Source organism: Desulfovibrio sp. 7SRBS1 (assembly GCF_049723905.1).
Lineage (GTDB): Bacteria > Desulfobacterota > Desulfovibrionia > Desulfovibrionales > Desulfovibrionaceae.
Map to the genome: position 1 here is coordinate 3,804,223 of NZ_JBJKFD010000001.1, position 17,387 is coordinate 3,821,609.

17 protein-coding genes and 1 pseudogene are annotated in these 17,387 nt (G+C 54.3%); 9 read left to right on the forward strand and 9 right to left on the reverse strand.

Features of this window, described 5'->3' with window-relative positions:
* Positions 1-3: 3 nt before the first annotated feature.
* A complete protein-coding gene (locus tag ACI0FJ_RS16865; RefSeq protein WP_424305277.1) occupies positions 4-1,095 on the reverse strand; it encodes an NADH:flavin oxidoreductase in 1,092 nt (363 codons plus the stop codon).
* 309 nt (positions 1,096-1,404) lie between these two features.
* On the opposite strand from ACI0FJ_RS16865, the gene ACI0FJ_RS16870 reads away from it, so the two are divergent.
* The 5 genes from ACI0FJ_RS16870 to ACI0FJ_RS16890 all read left to right on the forward strand — a co-directional run bounded on the left by ACI0FJ_RS16870 (position 1,405) and on the right by ACI0FJ_RS16890 (position 7,237).
* A complete protein-coding gene (locus ACI0FJ_RS16870) occupies positions 1,405-2,784 on the forward strand; it encodes a sigma-54 interaction domain-containing protein (protein ID WP_424305279.1) in 1,380 nt (459 codons plus the stop codon).
* Between the two features lie 265 nt (positions 2,785-3,049).
* Complete coding sequence (locus tag ACI0FJ_RS16875) at positions 3,050-3,391, forward strand: hypothetical protein (RefSeq protein WP_424305281.1); 342 nt, start codon at positions 3,050-3,052, stop codon at positions 3,389-3,391.
* 77 nt (positions 3,392-3,468) lie between these two features.
* Complete coding sequence (locus ACI0FJ_RS16880) at positions 3,469-5,043, forward strand: flavocytochrome c (RefSeq protein ID WP_424305283.1); 1,575 nt, start codon at positions 3,469-3,471, stop codon at positions 5,041-5,043.
* Between the two features lie 29 nt (positions 5,044-5,072).
* On the forward strand, positions 5,073-5,546 hold the full coding sequence (locus tag ACI0FJ_RS16885) for a cytochrome c3 family protein (RefSeq protein ID WP_424305285.1): 474 nt from the start codon (positions 5,073-5,075) through the stop codon (positions 5,544-5,546).
* 23 nt (positions 5,547-5,569) lie between these two features.
* Complete coding sequence (locus ACI0FJ_RS16890) at positions 5,570-7,237, forward strand: cytochrome b/b6 domain-containing protein (protein WP_424305286.1); 1,668 nt, start codon at positions 5,570-5,572, stop codon at positions 7,235-7,237.
* Positions 7,238-7,535: 298 nt separating this feature from the next.
* On the opposite strand, the gene ACI0FJ_RS16895 is transcribed toward ACI0FJ_RS16890, so the two are convergent.
* The gene (locus ACI0FJ_RS16895; protein ID WP_424306594.1) at positions 7,536-7,787 is read right to left on the reverse strand and encodes an aldo/keto reductase; all 252 of its coding nucleotides are present in this window, start codon (positions 7,785-7,787) and stop codon (positions 7,536-7,538) included.
* Between the two features lie 287 nt (positions 7,788-8,074).
* Here ACI0FJ_RS16895 and ACI0FJ_RS16900 point away from each other — a divergent pair, with 287 nt between their 5' ends.
* Positions 8,075-8,818: an IclR family transcriptional regulator gene (locus tag ACI0FJ_RS16900; RefSeq protein ID WP_424305288.1), complete on the forward strand. Its 744-nt coding sequence runs from the start codon at positions 8,075-8,077 to the stop codon at positions 8,816-8,818.
* An 84-nt stretch (positions 8,819-8,902) separates the two neighbouring features.
* On the opposite strand, the gene ACI0FJ_RS16905 is transcribed toward ACI0FJ_RS16900, so the two are convergent.
* The 3 genes from ACI0FJ_RS16905 to ACI0FJ_RS16915 all read right to left on the reverse strand — a co-directional run bounded on the left by ACI0FJ_RS16905 (position 8,903) and on the right by ACI0FJ_RS16915 (position 10,934).
* Positions 8,903-9,808 (reverse strand): dihydrodipicolinate synthase family protein, encoded by a 906-nt coding sequence (locus tag ACI0FJ_RS16905; RefSeq protein WP_424305290.1) that lies wholly within the window; start codon positions 9,806-9,808, stop codon positions 8,903-8,905.
* 84 nt (positions 9,809-9,892) lie between these two features.
* Entirely contained in the window at positions 9,893-10,780 is an 888-nt protein-coding gene (locus ACI0FJ_RS16910) for a fumarylacetoacetate hydrolase family protein (protein WP_424305292.1), read from the reverse strand.
* Positions 10,755-10,934: a hypothetical protein gene (locus tag ACI0FJ_RS16915; protein WP_424305294.1), complete on the reverse strand. Its 180-nt coding sequence runs from the start codon at positions 10,932-10,934 to the stop codon at positions 10,755-10,757. The genes ACI0FJ_RS16910 and ACI0FJ_RS16915 overlap by 26 nt, the downstream gene beginning before the upstream one ends.
* A 509-nt stretch (positions 10,935-11,443) precedes the next feature.
* On the opposite strand from ACI0FJ_RS16915, the pseudogene ACI0FJ_RS16920 reads away from it, so the two are divergent.
* The 3 genes and pseudogenes from ACI0FJ_RS16920 to ACI0FJ_RS16930 form a co-directional block, all read left to right on the forward strand.
* Positions 11,444-11,672 (forward strand): annotated as a pseudogene (locus ACI0FJ_RS16920) (IS481 family transposase); the annotation flags it as partial.
* A 74-nt stretch (positions 11,673-11,746) separates the two neighbouring features.
* A complete protein-coding gene (locus tag ACI0FJ_RS16925; protein ID WP_424306476.1) occupies positions 11,747-12,022 on the forward strand; it encodes a transposase in 276 nt (91 codons plus the stop codon).
* A gap of 11 nt (positions 12,023-12,033) precedes the next feature.
* Positions 12,034-12,900, forward strand: a complete 867-nt coding sequence (locus ACI0FJ_RS16930) for an IS3 family transposase (RefSeq protein ID WP_424306474.1) — start codon at positions 12,034-12,036, stop codon at positions 12,898-12,900.
* Between the two features lie 170 nt (positions 12,901-13,070).
* On the opposite strand, the gene ACI0FJ_RS16935 is transcribed toward ACI0FJ_RS16930, so the two are convergent.
* From ACI0FJ_RS16935 to ACI0FJ_RS16950, 4 genes are read right to left on the reverse strand one after another with little or no spacing between them, the layout of a single operon-like run.
* A complete protein-coding gene (locus ACI0FJ_RS16935; protein WP_424305296.1) occupies positions 13,071-13,862 on the reverse strand; it encodes a dimethyl sulfoxide reductase anchor subunit family protein in 792 nt (263 codons plus the stop codon).
* A 2-nt stretch (positions 13,863-13,864) separates the two neighbouring features.
* Positions 13,865-14,425, reverse strand: coding sequence for a 4Fe-4S dicluster domain-containing protein (locus ACI0FJ_RS16940; RefSeq protein ID WP_424305297.1), 561 nt, complete (start codon positions 14,423-14,425; stop codon positions 13,865-13,867).
* A gap of 11 nt (positions 14,426-14,436) precedes the next feature.
* Positions 14,437-16,683: a molybdopterin-dependent oxidoreductase gene (locus ACI0FJ_RS16945; RefSeq protein ID WP_424305299.1), complete on the reverse strand. Its 2,247-nt coding sequence runs from the start codon at positions 16,681-16,683 to the stop codon at positions 14,437-14,439.
* 35 nt (positions 16,684-16,718) lie between these two features.
* Positions 16,719-17,273: a TorD/DmsD family molecular chaperone gene (locus ACI0FJ_RS16950; RefSeq protein WP_424305300.1), complete on the reverse strand. Its 555-nt coding sequence runs from the start codon at positions 17,271-17,273 to the stop codon at positions 16,719-16,721.
* Positions 17,274-17,387 lie beyond the last annotated feature (114 nt).

Sequence of the window (17,387 nt, forward strand, 5' to 3'; positions counted from 1 at the left end):
TGACTATTTATCTGTAAACACAGCACAATAATTCCCGTCATCATGCCTGCACTTGGAGCAGTGCACACATTTGGCTTTTTTCCGGTCCCCTTCTTTCCAGCGTTTGAACAGGTCCGGTTCTGCCAGGAGCGGGCGGGAGAGGCCGAAGAGTTCAATCTCCGTTTCGTTCAGTATGGATTCGATATGATCCGGTTGTGACAAGCCGCCCACGGTAATGACCGGGATATCCACATCGCGGCTGATGATGGCGCCATATTCGGCAAAGTAGCCCTGTTTTTTGAGCTCATGGCCATCAAAAAATTCACCGGCCATGGATTTCGCCTTGCCGTGGATGTTGCCGGAAATCTCCAGGCCTTGAACGCCCATTTTTTCCAGCTTGCTACATATGATCCTTGTTTCATCAAAGGTCAGTCCGCCCTCAAAGAACTCACTGGCGGTGAGCTTGACCAGAATCGGGTAGTCTGCACCTACTTCTTTGCGCATGGCGTCGTATATCTCAACCATGAAACGCATGCGGTTTTCCAATGATCCGCCGTATTCATCGGTGCGGTTATTGTAATACGGACTCAAAAACTGGTTGATCAGGTAGGTGTGCGCTGCGTGGATTTCAACCCCATCGAAACCGGAGTCCTTGGCCCTTTTTCCGGCAGCGGCAAAAGCTTTGATGATATACCTGATGTCATCCTTGGTCATGGGCTTACCGCAGGTGCCAGTGCTTCTCTCGGGAACATCACCGGGCGCGAAGATGGTTCGTTTGCCCACGTTGTAAGTCGTTTTGGTGCCGCCATAGGCAATCTGGAGGATAATTTTGGAGCCGTGTTTGTGTACTATGTCAGTCAGTTTGCGATAATCGGCTATGAAAAGATCATCGTAAATGCCCATCATGCCATGGTTGGGTTGCTCTTCAACCACCACATTGGCGTACCCGGTTATGATCAGCCCCACTTCGTTTGCAGCCAGAGTTTTGTATATCTCGTAAAGTTGGGGAGTCATGCGCCCGTTTTCTGTGGTCATGTTTTCCCAGGTGGCACTGCGGACCAGCCTGTTTTTAAGAGTCAACGGGCCGAGTTTACACTTTTCAAAAAGAGTCTTCATTTCTATTCCTAATATGAAGTTGTTAGAATCAAAACTTTACAGTAAGATGTTACACTTTGATTCTTGGTTTCGGAATAACGATTGCATTAACTATGCCTGGTCCTTGACCCAGATTTTTTGCTTTCATCGAAAAGAATAAACACCCAATGAAGAGCCGATATGGAAACCCCGGACCCTGATCAATTGAATATAGCCGATGTGTTAAAACGCATTGATGAAGTGCATGATAAGGATCTTCGATGCCTCCTTAGAACCACACTGGAAGCTGTTCAACGGAAGCTCCAGAAAAGTACCAATGAACTTTATCGCTTGCGTTTAAATCTGGAGAATTCATTTAACAGCATTCCGGATGCGATTGTCACTGTGGACGAGGGGATACGCATCCTTTCTGCCAACGCGGCTTTCCTTTCCTTTTATGGTGGCATTCTGGCTGACTACAAAGGGAGGACTTTTGATCAGTGTTTAGGCAAAAACTCCGCGCCATACACCAGCGTAATCCGCCAGACTCTGGAGCTGGGCAGGTTGACCTCCCATTTTCGGGTGAATACGACCACCCCCGATGGCAAGGCTTGCAAGCTGGAGCTCAACGCTGCCCCCTTACGCACCGGAGAATATGGCTTTGGTGGTGCGGTACTGGTTATTAAGGATATGACAAGTACCGCGGCTCTGGAGCGGCAACTTGAAGACCGCAAGCTGCTCAACAACATGGTCGGGAAAAGCGACTCCATGAAAAGGGTTGCCACTCTGGTGCACAGCCTTTCGGATATTGCCACCACAGTGTTGATTACCGGGGAGTCCGGCACAGGCAAGGAACTCGTGGCCGACGCCCTGCACTATACCGGGATCAGGGCAGATAATAGAATTGTCAAAGTAAACTGTGCCGCTCTTTCGAAATCATTGCTGGAAAGTGAACTTTTCGGCCATGTGCGCGGAGCCTTTACCGGAGCCAGCCGCGATTCCGAAGGCCGGGTTGCCGCAGCCGAAGGAGGGACTCTCTTTCTGGATGAAATCGGCGATCTCCCTCTTTCTATCCAACTAAAACTATTGCGTTTTCTCGAAAACAAGGAATACGAGCGCGTAGGCAGCACCAAGCCGCATAAAGCCGACGTACGCGTTGTGACCGCCACAAACGCCGACTTGATACGCAAAGTTCGTGACGGCTCCTTTCGTAAGGATCTGTACTACAGGCTCAATGTATTCCAGATTGAAATGCCCCCCTTGCGCGAACGCAAGGAAGATATTCCTTTGCTGGTTGAAAGTTTCATCACTCTTTACAACAATGAACTGGGCCGCTCAATTAAATCCATCTCCCCGGAATTCCTGGATACGCTCATGCTGTACGACTGGCCGGGCAATGTCCGTGAACTGCGCCATTGCATCGAATACGCGTCCATTTTGTGCCGGGAAGAAATGCTGCAGTGCGTCCATCTTCCGCAGAATTTCAAGGATAGCTGCAATTGCCTGTCCGCCTCCTCTATGCCGCAACCGACACCGGAACAGCTGCCCCCATCCACGCTCGGAACGGCTGTCAACGAGACATCGGCAAAGCGATGCAGTTTTGAGAAGCAAAAGGTACTCGATGCACTTGAACAGGCGGGCTGGAAAAAGGCCCGGGCAGCCCGTATTTTGGGCATCAGCCGCCCGACCCTTTACCGTTGGATGAAACGAGCCGGGATTGCCGAGCAGTAAATCCGTTACAGGGTAACTTTTCACTTTTCTGGAGAGTCACATGCCGTTACATAATTAGTGTAACACTAAGGTGTAATATATACTGTTACATAAACTGTAACTTTACATGTTGCACATTCCACGTCGTGTGAATTATGTAACAAAGTATGGTTTATGCAAAGACCGTTTGTAATTACTTTTTTAAATTACCCATTTAAAACAGAGACATATGCTCATCTTAAAATTGTGGCACGCGAACTGCTATGGAGCCACAGGAGCTTAAACTATGACTCTTAACAGATGTAAGATGCTGACTCCCGACCAATACGAATCCCTGCTTGAAGAAAGCATGGGCCTACTGGTTGTGGGGTATCTTTCGGAGGACCTGATCTCAAGCAGGCAGATGCAGATTCTTGCGGATTTTGCACTCTCGGCTACCAAACGGGTTACCTGTGCGATCCTTAATCCTGCATACAGTTCATACTTTGAGAAGAACCTGAAGTTGGATGGAAGCCCAACTTTTTTGCTTTTCTTCGCCGGAGTGGAACAACGCCGTTTTCTTGGATCAGCCGACTTCGAAGACCTCAGCGAGCTTACCAGTGGACCTGCGGGTGACGTTGCCCTGTAATCATGGGGAGGACTGCGGCAACTGAACGGTGCTGTCCACTGAGACGTAAGAGTGCAATTTTAAAGGAGATGAAGTGTATGCCTGATTCTATGGGTGCAAAAGGTAAAGCAGCTATGATGTCCCGTCGTAAGCTGCTCACCAATGGAGGCGCCATGGCGGCTGGAGCTGTCCTTTTCGGTGCGACCGGCAGTCTTGCCAGTGAAAAAGCCCCTTCGGTCCGTTCCCAACTGCCGACCACAAAGTGGGACAGTGAGTTCGACGTGCTGGTTATCGGCAGCGGTTTTGCCGCTTTGTCCGCAGCCATTGAAGCGCGCCGCAAGGGCCTTGATGTTATGGTCGTTGAAAAAATGCGCGTGCTGGGCGGCAACTCCTGTATCAACGGCGGCCTTTTTGCGGTGGCAGGCAGTGAACTGCAAAAAAAGGAAGGCGTTACAGACAGCATTGAAAGCATGGTCAGCGACATGCTCAAGGCAGGTCGCGGCATCAACCATGTTGAAATAACCAGAACGATCGCCGAAGGCTCCATAGATGCCTACAATTTCGTTACCCAGTGCGGTGCTGTATTCAAGCCCAAACTTTCATGGCTCGGCGGGCACTCCGTAGCCCGTACCTACCTGTCCCACAATGCTTCCGGTTCCGGCATTGTCCGCCCACTGGTGGATACCGCCCGTGCTGAAGGCGTTGTCCTGCGCACCGGTTGCAAAATGCTGGAGTTCATCGTCAACGACGACGAACGCATTGTCGGTGTCCGCGTTCGCGACGGGTATCGTTTCCCGGACGAAGAAAGTGGACAGATCCGCATGTTCCGCGCCCGCAGAGGAATAGTCCTGGCCACTGGCGGCTTCAGTCAGGATGCCAAATACCGTGCTGCTCAGGACCCCCGTCTGGCTGGCAAGATCGACAGTACCAACCAACTCGGTGCAACAGGTGAAGCCATGCGCGCGGCCTTTCGTGCCGGGGCCATTCCCGTACAGATATCTCTCATCCAGCTCGGCCCGTGGGCTTCTCCGGACGAAAAGGGATTCGGTGTTGCCTCCATGTTCAACATCCAGTCCGGATTCCGCTACGGTGTCATGGTTGACCGCTCCAACGGAACCCGCTTTGTAAATGAACTGGCTGACCGCAAGACCCGCGCCGATGCCATGCTCAAGAAAGTAGATGCCAACGGCAATCCCGACTACCCGATCATTATCGTCGACAGCAAAGGCGCAGAAGCCTGCCCAACTTTGGAGCGCTGCCTGAAATACAAGGTCGTGCACGGTTTTGATACCATCGAGCAGTTGGCGAATTTTTACAAAATCCCGGCTGCCGGGCTCTCCGAAACCGTCAGCAACTACAACAAATACGTTGCGGACAAGCACGATCCCGAATTCGGCAAACCGCTCAGCACTGCAATTCCCATCAGCAAAGCGCCTTTTTATGCCGTGCGCGGCTGGCCCAAAGTGCATCACTGCATGGGCGGCGTCGAAATCGACGTAAAAGGCCATGTCCTTCATTCCCAGAACTTCGAGCCTATCAACGGCCTTTATGCCGCAGGCGAAGTAACCGGCGGTCCCCACGGGGCAAGCCGCCTCGGCAGTTGTGCAATCACCGACTGCCTGGTCATGGGACGTATCGCCGGCAACAGCGCTGCCGGCAATGAACCGAGCTAATTGATTTATAGATACAGAAGGGCAATATCATGACTAAAAAAACATATGTCGCTTTCGGGGCGATTTTACTTCTGTTTGCATTGGGAATTTTCCTTGCGCCCCACGTACTGCGCGCACAGGATAAGGCTGAAAAAGAAAAGAGTGTTGCCGAAATTGATATGGAGCAGCACAAGGCCAAACAATACACTATCGACATTATTGACAATGTCGTCTTTGGCAAACTTCCAGTCAAAAGCTACCACAAAAAGGTGCACCAGAACGGTGCCAACTGTGAACTTTGCCACGGCGTGAAAACACCCACGGCACCGCCGGATACCCGCAATTGCGCCAACTGCCACGGCACTCCCGAGGATGTCGCCAAGCGCACTGAAAAACTTGACCCCAATCCTCATAACTCCCCGCACTGGGCCAAGGAAATCCCCTGCGACACCTGTCATAGAGAGCACGGTAAATCGGAGTTTTACTGCAAAAATTGCCACCACTTTGATTACCTGGTTCCCTAAGACTTAATCAGGAGGAATTTCGCATGGTTATTAAGCAGGCTTCTGTCTGCCTGGTCTTGACTCTTGCCATATTTATGGCCGGAGTAGTCCATGCAGCGGACGATACAGCCGCCCAATCAGAGCAATTATACTCAAAGGCCGCCCAGTTGCGCCAAGGTGCGCTGAAGCAGAATGAGAAATGCTTCTCCTGCCATGGTAGTGCTGATATTACCACAAAATGGGTAACTGACCGGGGCCGCGCTCTTCAGTTGCATGTTGATGAGGTGGACTACCGCAACTCCGTGCATAGCGGGCAGAATTGTCAAAGTTGTCACGAAGGTGCAACTGAAGACGCTTTTGCGAGTGCACCCCATAAATTCAAAAACAAAAAGCCCATGGACTGCCAGGCCTGCCACGGCGAGTACTTCAAGGATATCTACGAGCAGGTTGACCGCAGCTACCATACCAAGGCCATAGTTAAGAAGGGCAAGGAATTCAGCTGCGCATCGTGCCATGATGCGCATACTTTCCATCTCCCGAACAGGACCGAAGAAATAGCCTCAAGTGTTGCTGAGACAAATGAACGCTGTTTCAGGTGCCACTCCGACCTTCGCGGCTACGAGAAACTGACCGACAAAAAACTGCTCGACCAGAAAATGGGCCACTGGTTTCTGCCCAACAAGGAAAAGCATTTTGAATCCGTCAGTTGTGTCTCCTGCCACGGCGGCAAGGAAGGCACTGAAGTGCATGTGATCATGGAAGTGAAGGAGACAAAGGTAGACTGCGAGAGTTGTCATTCCAAGTCCTCCGCCATGATCAACAAACTCAACAAATACCGCAGTGAACAGCGCTCCTTTTTCATGGTCAACAAGGGGCTCTTCGACGACGCGGAACTGCAAAAGAAAAACGGCGAAGCAATCCAAGCCAGCATGGGCGCAGCAGACTCCGTACTCGGCTTCATGAACGCCCGCCTGCTGGATGACAAATACGTTATAGGCGTGACCCAGACTCCGTGGTTGAACACTCAGTTTACCCACATTCTGATTGCGCTCTTGCTTCTGATCTTAGTACACGCGGCCTTACGCATGGCAGGCAGAAAAGCTGTCCACACCGGCGGTAAGACTGTAACCATGTTCCCCCTTGTGATCAGAATATGGCACTGGATCAATGCGGCTCTGTTTGTCATCCTTATTGTCAGTGGATTTGCAATGCACTTTGGGGGAGGCATTCCCTTTGAGTCTGCGCAATCCACCCACGCATACTTTGCACTGGGACTTGTTGCACTCTGGATATTGTACGTGCTTTATCTGCTCCTGAGCGGGCAGCTTAAGCAGTATCTGCCGCGTGCGGATTTTATTTCCGCAAGCATTGCCCAGGCCAAGTATTATATGCTGGGCATTTATAAAGGGCAGGAGAATCCCGCTGGACATGATCCTGCAAAACGTCTCAACCCCTTGCAGCAGAGTGCCTACCTGCCAGTGCTGTTTGTGCTCTTCCCGGTACTTATCGCATCCGGACTGGCCCTGTTTATCCCTGACATTATTCCCCCCGAACTGATGGGCATGGAGGGCAAGAGGTGCGTATCACTGGTGCACACCGGAGCGGCATTCCTGATGGTTCTGTTCATCGTTCTACACCTCTACCTTTGTACCACGGGAGAGAGCATCTTTGCCCTCGTCCGCAGCATGGTAACAGGTAAGATGAAAAAATAACGCTACCCATAATATACCACAGGACAGGGCTTTTACCTGTCTTGAAAGGCAGGGGGTGGACCGTGAGGTTCAGCCCCTGCTTTTTAGTTACACAGGAGAGCGCATCGTATCTGAACAAAAGAAAGCCCCTGACACTTCAGAGGCTTTTTTTGTGCGTTTTACGTTGTCTCTTTGCATGCGTTGCCATCCGCCTGGAAGAGCAGATGAAAGCGCACCTGGGGTGAACTGCCAGCCTGTGCCCGCCTTGCTGTGCGCAACACCTTGGCCGGCTGTTATGCTCGCTGTTCATGTTCGCCGTTTACTCGTTATCTGGGATAAGCTTGAGCGACGACTGCGGGTAGCGTTCTCCGGTGTCGGGATATTTGGCAATAATCCCTTCGATTTCTTGGACATCCTCACCGGTCAGTTCAATGTCGACAGCCTTCGCGTTCATTTCCAGATAGTTGCGCCGCTTTGTTCCGGGGATTGGAATGATATCTTCCCCCTTGGCCAACAGCCATGAAAGGGCAAGTTGCGCCGTATTTATTCCTTTGCCGTACAGGCTCGCCAGATCGTTGCCGGATTATCCCAGATTTCATTCTTTTGTCCCGCCGGTAGCGGGGGAGGAATTTCCTTACAGCCTGATATGGCATCCCCGGGCGCAGGACGACAAAGGACATATGTGGTTGCGCAATCTCATAGCACAGGTGGGGGAGGGTATTGGGCAGGAGCCCATATAGCGGATGGTGTTCCCTGGCTTCCTCTCTTTGTTATCCGCTTGCCTATTGGGGCCCCTTCTCTTAAACTTTCAGCTTAGATTTCAACGGGCTTTGGCCCTCAAAACAAGGGCGTCCGTATATGTCCACGGTCTTCGGAAAAGCTGTTTCCATCCTCAATTACCTTGCGCAAACAAACTCGCCCTGTGGCGTGATGCAGATTTCCCGTTATCTGGGCATACCCAAGGCTTCGGTCTCCCGTCTCCTGAGTTCGCTTGCCGAGTACAATCTGGTCATCAAGGGGCGCAACGGGCTCTATCAAATGGGCCCCGGTTCCATGTTCTGGGCCACCGCCTACAAGTCGCAAAAGGGGCTCAGCGAACTTTGCCTGCCTTATTTATATGAAATCGAAAAAGAAAGTGGTGAGTCAGTCAATCTGTTCGCCCATGAGGACAAGCGTCTTTATTACCTGGAGCGCATCCAGTCCCAACGTCCCGTTACTACCCAGTTCCAACTCGGCCAGCAGCCGCTCTTCCATTGCACGGGCGGGGGAAAGGCCGTGCTCATGGCCCTGCCCGAAGATGAGCTGGAGGAATATCTTTCGCACCCGCTGGAACGGAAGACGCCCAGCAGCGTGGTGGACCGGGATGAACTCAAGAAGCAACTGCGTAAATTTCGTGAACAGGGCTACAGCGAGGAAAACGGCGAGCACGAGGAGGGAATCCATTGCGTGGGCGTCCCGCTTCTTGACGGCAGGGACTATCCGGTCGGCGCCATCAGCATCGTGGCCGCCAGTTATCGTTTCGATGATGAGAAAGTCGCCAAGTCTGGCGAACTGCTCGTCCGGTTAGGCCGGGAAATATCCGCCAAGCTTGGCAGGCTGTAGACCGTTCGTTCAGCCCCCCCCAAAAAAAAGAGCCGCCCTCCGAATGTCCGGAAGGCGGCTCTTTTCTATGGGAAGGTATGGAGGTTAAATTAAGGTGAGAATTTCCGGGATGATCTTTTCAAGCTTTGCCTTGGACTCTTCGCGTTGCGTCTGTTCGGCGGCGGAGAGTGGAAGCATTCCCGGGCCCATGGGGAGCCCGCGTACTTCCATGCCCAGGCGGTAGCCTTCCGGGAAAGGCAAGGAGGCCATCAGGGAAACGGCACTGTTAACGGCCAGTTGCAGCCTGAGTCCCTTTTCCATGTCGCCAGCCTTGTATGCCGTGTAGATGGCAACCATGGCCTCGGGCAGCACGGCGGAGGTGGCGGTCATGCAGCCGTCCGCGCCCACGCACAGGCAGGGGAACAAGGTCTCCTCGCGTCCGGTGAACAGGGCGACGGGATGATCACTCCTGTCCTTGCGTGCCTTGAAGTTGAGGAAGTCAACCATGCTTCCGCTGGAGTCCTTCATGCCGATGACCTTGGGCAGGGCGGCCAGGTACTCCACGTTGTCGTAGGTCAGCGGGCGGGCGCATGACGGGATGTTGTAAAGGACCGCAGGCAGTGGGCTGTTTTCTATGATGTATTCTTCCCACGCCTGGACCGAGGCCGGGGAAGGGCTGAAGAAGAAGGGCGGCGTGACGACCACGGCCTGGCAGCCAAGACCTGCGGCGTGTTCGGCTAGGCGGACGCACTCGCGACAGTCGCCCGAGGGGACGCCAGGCACTACGGGAACACGTCCCGCAGCCTGCTCGACCACGATATCCAGGCAGCGGCATTTGGTCTCGTAAGACATGTACACGGCTTCGCCCGTGCTGGAGAGCACGAACAGGCCGTCGAGGCCACCGTCAATGCAAAAATCAACGAGCTTGCGCAAGCCGCCCTCATCGACATCACCGCTCTCGGTGAACGGTGTGGGCATTGCCGGGTAAATTCCTTTCAATTCGAAAGCCATTGTATTGCTCCTTTTCTGCGCTACGAAGAGTGCCTTCTGTGTTGTGTTACGTGTTCGGGCTGTGTGCCGCTGTTCGCGGCTCGATCAACCGACCCGTACGGTCAGGCTGCCAATGCCTTGCACCCTGCATTCGATGGTGTCACCGGTTTGCAGGAATTGGGGCGGATTCAATCCCATGCCCACCCCGGACGGGGTGCCAGAGGCGATGATGTCGCCCGTGTGCAGGGTCATGCCGCTGCTGAGGCTGGCAATGAGTTCGTTGATGTTGAAGATGAGCATGTCCGTCCGGGACTGCTGGCGCAGTTCGCCGTTGACGATGCAGGAGATGTCGAGAGCGTGCGGATCGGTGAGTTCGTCGGCCGTGACCACGCATGGCCCCATGGCTACAAAGGTGTCCAGGCTCTTGCCCCGATACCATTGGGCATGCAACTGTTGCAGATCCCTGGCGGAGACGTCGTTTATGATTGTGTAGCCGAAGACATGGCCCAGCGCGTCGTCGTGTGCGATGTCGCGTCCTTCCCGGCCGATTATCACACCCAGTTCGGCCTCGTAGTCCAACTTCTCGGTCAGGCTGGCGTGGCGTTCGATTACCCCATTGTGGCCTTTGGGGGCGGATACCCGTTTGGAAAAATAGATAGGTGCCTTGGGCAACTCGTAATCGGTGCTGAAGGCGCGGTTGGTCTCGTTGACGTGTTCCTTGTAGTTCAGTCCCACGCAGATGACGTCGTGGCGGGTCTCTTCAAAGGGGGGAAGCAGAGTCACGGAATCCGGGGACAGTGGAGTGTCCACCGTCTTTTCGGCGCGGGCCGCCAGATCCGCCAGGCGGTCGAAATCGGTACCGTAATGATTAATGAGGTCCTGCATGGTCCCGACTTCAGCCGGGAGGACCGAATGGAGCGGCAGGATGCCGCCGTCCTTGGTCTGCAGGCCGAGACAGGCTCCATTTTCAGTGGCATAATTCAAAAATCGCATTGAACAACTCCTTGGGGACTTGGGATGTCTGTGGGAATGGGGAGACGTGGTTGCAGAAGCGGCTGATGACTACGTGGTTGATGCAGGGCAGGTCGGCCTTGACCTTCTTGCCTTCGGCCCGCGCGGAACCTTTTCGAGGAGTTCCCTGCCGCATTCCTCGACGCTCTTTCGGCCATTTTGCGGGCCATCCATCCGGGGGCCTTCTCCATGGCGCCGAGGGTGCCGCCGTCTTTCCTGATGGGTGCCCCTGTATGGTTGACCCTATTCAGGCGGCAAGTCCTTCTCAACCGCAACTCATATACCATTTTTGTTCCGTATATTGAAACTGTGTTTCATATTTACGACATGCTTTATCGTAGTGCTTCGCATGAAGCCGTTCGCCCGTTAAAGACATTCGCCATTTAAAGACATGCGCCCGTGTTGCTCGAGCTAGACCCGCATATCCCTCCTTTCTCTGCAACTCAATTTGCGGGTGAGATCCGGCGCATCCACCGGTCTGTCAGCATACCAAGTGTTCCATTTATTGGAACAAGGTTCTCTTTTATGAAACATAAAGTCTGCTCCTCCTTGCTGTCAACTGGTTTTGCCTGATTTCGCACAGACTTAAATACAAGAAAGAAGTATTATGAAAACGATCTGTTAGGGGTATACGGGAGGGCTACAGTGGACACGTCCTTTGTGGGGACACTCAAGGGCATGGACAAGGTGCTCCTGCAGTAGGGGCATCAACTGCCACAGCCGTTACGCGTGAGCAGGGTGTACACCAACAAGCTGCCCGTCACGGTGGTGCACGTGCTTAACGGGGACGTACTGCCGTATTTCCAGGGGGCACGGTGCAAAGATCGACAGAGTTCTCTCAGACAATGGGCGTGAGTTCTGCGGCAGGCCGGATTGAAGTGCCCTATAGATGACGGACACGAACCGAGAGGTTACTGTTCGCTCCAACAGGAGAGCATAGTGGCACGTATGAGATATTCAAAAGATTTCAAGTTGTCAGCGGCAAAGCTTGTTGTCGAACAAGGGTATTCCTTTTCTGAGGTTGCACAGCAGCTTGGCTGTAGCGGCTGGTCAGTTCGTGATTGGGTTAGAAAGTATCGTGCAAGTGGCGAACTTTCTCCCAGAGAGGAAAGCACGTCAGCTGCCAGCGATTATGCCAAGCTGAGGGACGAGAATGCCCGCCTGCGCATGGAGAATGAAATTCTAAAAAAGGCAGCGGCGTACTTTGCAAAAGAGTCCCTGTAAAGTACGCGTGGATCGCAAAGCAAAGGGGACATTACCCGACGAAGGTTCTTTGCAAAGTTCTGTCCGTCAGCAGAAGCGGCTATTATGCGTGGGCAAGGCGAAAGCCCGGTAGACTGGCGTTGAAGCGGCAGCTGGTCCTTGCCGCAGCACAGAAGTCGTATCACGCCAGTAGGGGAATTTACGGCTATCGCAAGGTGCATATGGACGTCGTGGAGCAGGTTGGGTTTTGGTGTTGCCCGGAGACAGTGCGGCGGGTGCTGGCGGCTGCTGGACTGCAGTCCAAGTTGAAGCGAAAACATCGTTATCCCTGTCAAACTGGACCGAATCCGCCTGTGGCTGAAAACCATCTTTCACGACAGTTTTTAGCCTCGGCACCGAATCAGAAATGGGCGTCGGACATTACGTATATTCCGACACGAGAAGGCTGGCTGTATCTTGCTGTTACTCTGGACATGTTCTCCAGACGCGTGGTGGGTTGGGCAATGTCGGAACGCGTGGACTCACATCTCGCCTGCAAGGCTCTGACAATGGCCGTTAAATCCAGATCCCCCAAAGCGGGATTGCTCCATCACAGCGACCAAGGCTGTCAATACACCAGCGAACTGTATAGAAAAGCCCTGAGTCAAAATGGAATGGTTTGTAGCATGAGCCGCAGGGGAAACTGCTGGGACAATGCCGTTGCAGAAACGTTTTTCAGCAAGCTGAAAAGGGAATGGGTAAATTGGAGCAGGTACCAGACCCGCTCCGAAGCCAAACTGGATATCTTCATGTTCCTGGAAGGATTTTATAACAGGAAACGGCGGCATGCCGGAATCGGTTATAAAAGCCCGGTGGAATATGAAAACATCCACCAGGCTAAAAGTAACGTAGCGGACTAACCTCTCAGAGAATGTCCATTTTTTATATGGCACTTCATTGCTCTATGATAATCAAATTTGAAACAGCTGTTTTGTGGTCCAACAAAGCTCCATTTCGTTACTGATCGCATCTCACAAAGGTGGGCAGGGGAAGGGAGCGGTGGAGGACCGCTCCCTTCGAGCAAGGTGGATTAATAAAGGCCACCCATATTTGTCGCCGTATGGAGTGTATCGACAAAGAACCCGGCGCGACCGATAAGTTCGCCGATGAGGACGAGGACCGGAAGCCATACGGGGATGTGCTTGGACTTCCAAATGACCGCAAGGCTGACTCCCAGGATAGCGAGATGTGCCCAGTAGAAGCCGGAGGCAAACCACGCCTCGCCGGTCATGTGCATAACCGTGCCGCCGGAGATCCAGACGCACGGGGCCACCAGGTAGAGGACCAGGCCGACCACGAGAGCGCCGGTGAAGATGCGGGCCATGAGAGGTTGCAGTTTACCACTCGCGAACCAGCCGCCAAATCCTGAGCCGAGGATGACGGCGGAGGTCAGGAAAAAGGCAGTGGGCAGTGCGTTGTTGAGGGCAGGCAGCGCCGGGGGCGCATAGGTCATGCCCGCCGAGCAGATCACGCCGAGGCCGAGGATGGCTCCGAGCCAGGCCAGTGAGGCCTTGCCGCCCATGCCTGAGACCAGCACGGCAATCGTGGCCACGCCCATGAACAGACCGGCGAAGAGGACTTCTCGGCTGAGCCAGGCCGTACCGAGATGCACCAGGGCCGTGGGCGCACCCAGAGGATGACCGAGGTGGAACAGGGAGCCTAACAGTCCCACCATCATGAGGCCGGCGATCAACATCCATTCTTTTCTGGCGTCGGTGGTGGTGCCGCCGGAAGTAGTGCGCACGACGCGCATCATGGTCAGGCCGATGGCGGCTTGGGACAGAACGGTAAACAGTACAAGTGGTAATTCCATGGATTGCATGTCTACCTCCTCACTATTTTGGGCATTTTCGGCAGGATGAACCGGGTCGACGGATTGAGCTCCTCCATCTTGGGGTATCCCGCAGGGTATTGGATTTGATTGGTCTGCTGTGTGTCGGCCAGGTCGATCAGTTGCAGGGCCTTGGTCGGGCAGGACTGTACACAAACGGGCTTCAGGCCCGCGTCGAGCCGCTCGTGGCAGAAGCTGCACTTCTCTGCGCGCTTCTCCACAGGGTTGTACTTCGGAGCGCCGTAAGGGCAGGAGCGGATACAATTGCCGCAGCCGATACATTTCTCCTGATGGTGGACAACCACGCCGTCTTCCTCACGCTTGGTGTAGGCATTTACCGGACAGACGTTGAGGCAGGCCGGATTCTCGCAGTGATTGCAGGCTAGGGAAAGAAACGCTCGCTCGCGGTGCGGGTAGATTTCCTCGGACAGCGGATAGACCTGCCGCCAGATGATTCCCTCGACCTGATGGTAATAGTTCCGGCAGGCCATGGCGCAGGTGAAGCAGCCGATGCACCGCTCGGTATCAACCAGAAACGCATATTGCTTTTTCATTGTCACGCTCCTTAGACCCTTTCGATGTCGGCGAACTGGTCATGAATGGCCACGCCGGGGGCACCGGCCTTGTACGCGCCCATGTCGGCGGATTCGTCGTCCACGAGGTTCTGGACGTTGAAGCTCCACCCCTTGCCGAACCATGCCTCGTAGATGAGCAGGCAGTTCTCGGCCACGTTGTCGGTCAGTTTGACCCTGGCCTTTTCCTCGCCCACCTTGTTGAAGACGCGGACCATGTCGAGGTCGGCGATGCCCTTCCCGGCGGCAGTCTTGGGGTGCATGTAGACGAACGGCTCCTTGTTGTACTCCTTCATCCAGTCAAGGTTGACGAATTGGGAGTGGATGCCGAACTTGGTATGCGGTGTGAGCAGGCGGAATTTGTCGTACTCTTTACGCCTTTCCTTGAATTCCGGCAGTGCCTTGTGTCCGTGTTCAGCACACAGCTCGGACTTGAATTCGTATTTGCCCGAGGGGGTGCCGAACTTCTTGTCGTGCCATGATGCGGAGGAGGCCAGCTTGGCCTTGATTGGGCCCTTTTGGAGCTCCGTCCAATCCTTCATGCCGAAGAGATCGTAGATGCCCTGGTTGAATTCTTTTTTCGTCCATTCCTTTCCATCGATCTTGGTGGGCAGAGTACAGGAGCCGGGCGAGAGTTCGTTCATCTTTTTGGACAGGGCCGCGCCAATTTCGAGATTGGATTTCGCCTCATGCATGGGCTTGATGGCCTGTTCGTTGATGCTGAGCCAGTAGTGCCAGTAGGAGGCGTTCACGGTCCATTCCTCGAACAGGGTGGTGACCGGCAGCACGATGTCGGAATTGGCCACGGTCTCGGTGAAGAACTGTTCCACGGAGACGACCATCTCGAGCGTGTCGAATGCCTTTTCCAGTTTTGGCCTGTCAAAGTCCTGGGCAAACGGGTTCTTGCAGGAGATCCACATCATGCGGATAGCCGGATCCTTGGTGTCCAGAATGGCCTGGGCCGTCTTGTTGATATTTACGGTGCGGTCGGAGTAGCTCGTCTTCTGATCTTCGGCCATGTGGAATTCGCCCTTCATGGCCTCGCCCACGTAGCCCACGGAACCTTCGGGCTGCTTCTGGATGAAGGCATTGTAGTTGAATCCCCAGGTTTGCAGGTGCCCGTAGCGGGCGCCGCCGCCTACTTTGCCCACGTTGCCGGTCATGGCGACCAGGGCATCGATGGAGCGGACGGACGCGCCGCCGTTGGTGTGGCGCTGCATGCCATATCCTATCCAGATGGTGGCGGGGTCGGCAGTGGCGAATTCCTCGGCAACTTCCATTATTTCCTGCGCCGGGATGCCACTCTGCTCGGCGGCCCATTCAACCGTCACGTTGTCGCGCAGATAGTTGGCGAATTCATCAAAGCCATGGGCGTAATTATCGACAAAGTCGCGGTCGACCAATCCCTTGTCCAGGATGTGCTTGGCCATGCCGAGGGCCAGCGCGCCGTCGCTGGCGGTCTTGGTCTGCCAGTAAACGTCGCCCTTGGCTGCGGTCTGGGTAAAGACCGGGTCGATGACCACGACCTTGGCTCCGCGACGTTGGGCCCTTTGGATGAATTTCATGGTATGTACAGAACACCAGGCGGGGTTGGCGCCCCAGATGATTATGTATCGTGCCTTGACCATGTCCTCGGGATCGTTGCACCACATGTTGCCCAAGTCATAGTTCTGGGCATCAATGCCGGCGGGCCAGCATGGGGTGCCCACGAAACGGGTGGTGTAGCCCAATGAAGACATCAGGCCTTCGACTCCGTAATTGGTGATGCCGAAGTTGCCGGAATATTTTGTCATGCCAAGACCCAACAGGCTGCCGTCACGCTCTTTGAGCTCCATGATCTTCTTGGCGATCATGTCCATGGCTTCATCCCAGGACACCCGGCGCCACTTGCCGGAGCGGCGGCCGTCCTGGACCATGGGATACTTGATGCGGTCCGGACTGTAGGGGCGGCGGGTATAGGAATACCCTTTCACACACAGACCGCCGTCGGTGAAGGTGGATTCGGGTGCACCTTCGATGAACTGGATGACACCGTCCTTGACGTAGGTCTTGATGCTGCATGTGTCGTAACAGTTTCTGGGGCAGGCGTTACGGAATACCTGGTAATCGCCTGCGTTGAACGCCGCAGCTTCGGCGGTGCCGGGCACAAGCAGTTTGCAGGGCAGCATGGCGGCAGCGCCTGCCACCACGATTCCTTTCAGGAACCCGCGCCTGCTCAGGGTGTTTTTTGCATCAGCCATTTTTTCCTCCTCTCAATCTTCGTTGAAAGTTTCCCTTACTCTTCAGTGCAGCCCGTTTCGGCCCGTGCCGATTCGAGCCACATGGTCAGAGCCTCCACCGCCATGAGAACCGGTTCGCTTACATCCTTCTGCTTCCTCACAGCCGCGGCAAAATGGGGAATCCAACCGCTCAAGTGGTCGCCGATGAACCACGTCCGCAGCAGCCCGGTGGCTTCGTCCTCGGTGCTCATGCTGCCGAGTGCCGCGGCGGCGTCCAGTTCATAGGCGAGATGGTCGTCGGGTGTGGCGTTTTTATTGGGGACCTCCAGGCCGAGGGCGCGGTAGGCGTCCCGCACTTCAAGCGTGGCCTTACCCATCAGCAGCGGTTCCTCTGCGTAAGCGGAGGCATACAGCGGTGCCGGGATGGCGGCCGGGCCGACGAACAGCCGGTTGAAGTCGTATTCGACCTCACGCCAGTCCGCGTCGGTATCGATGGACAGGTTGAAATATCGGCTGATGCTGGAAGAGGACTTTTTCAAATCCTCGGCATCCACCGATGCGAAGAAGTCCCGGAGAGCAGGCGCCTGTTGGGAAAATAGGGTGTTATCCATAAATTAGATTCCTCCACTAACCAGAATACTGATTCCACTGTAGAATAGTATTATTTTTGGGGAGGCGGGATAACAGACGGGAAAATGGGGATAGAATGGGTATGTCTAACTACC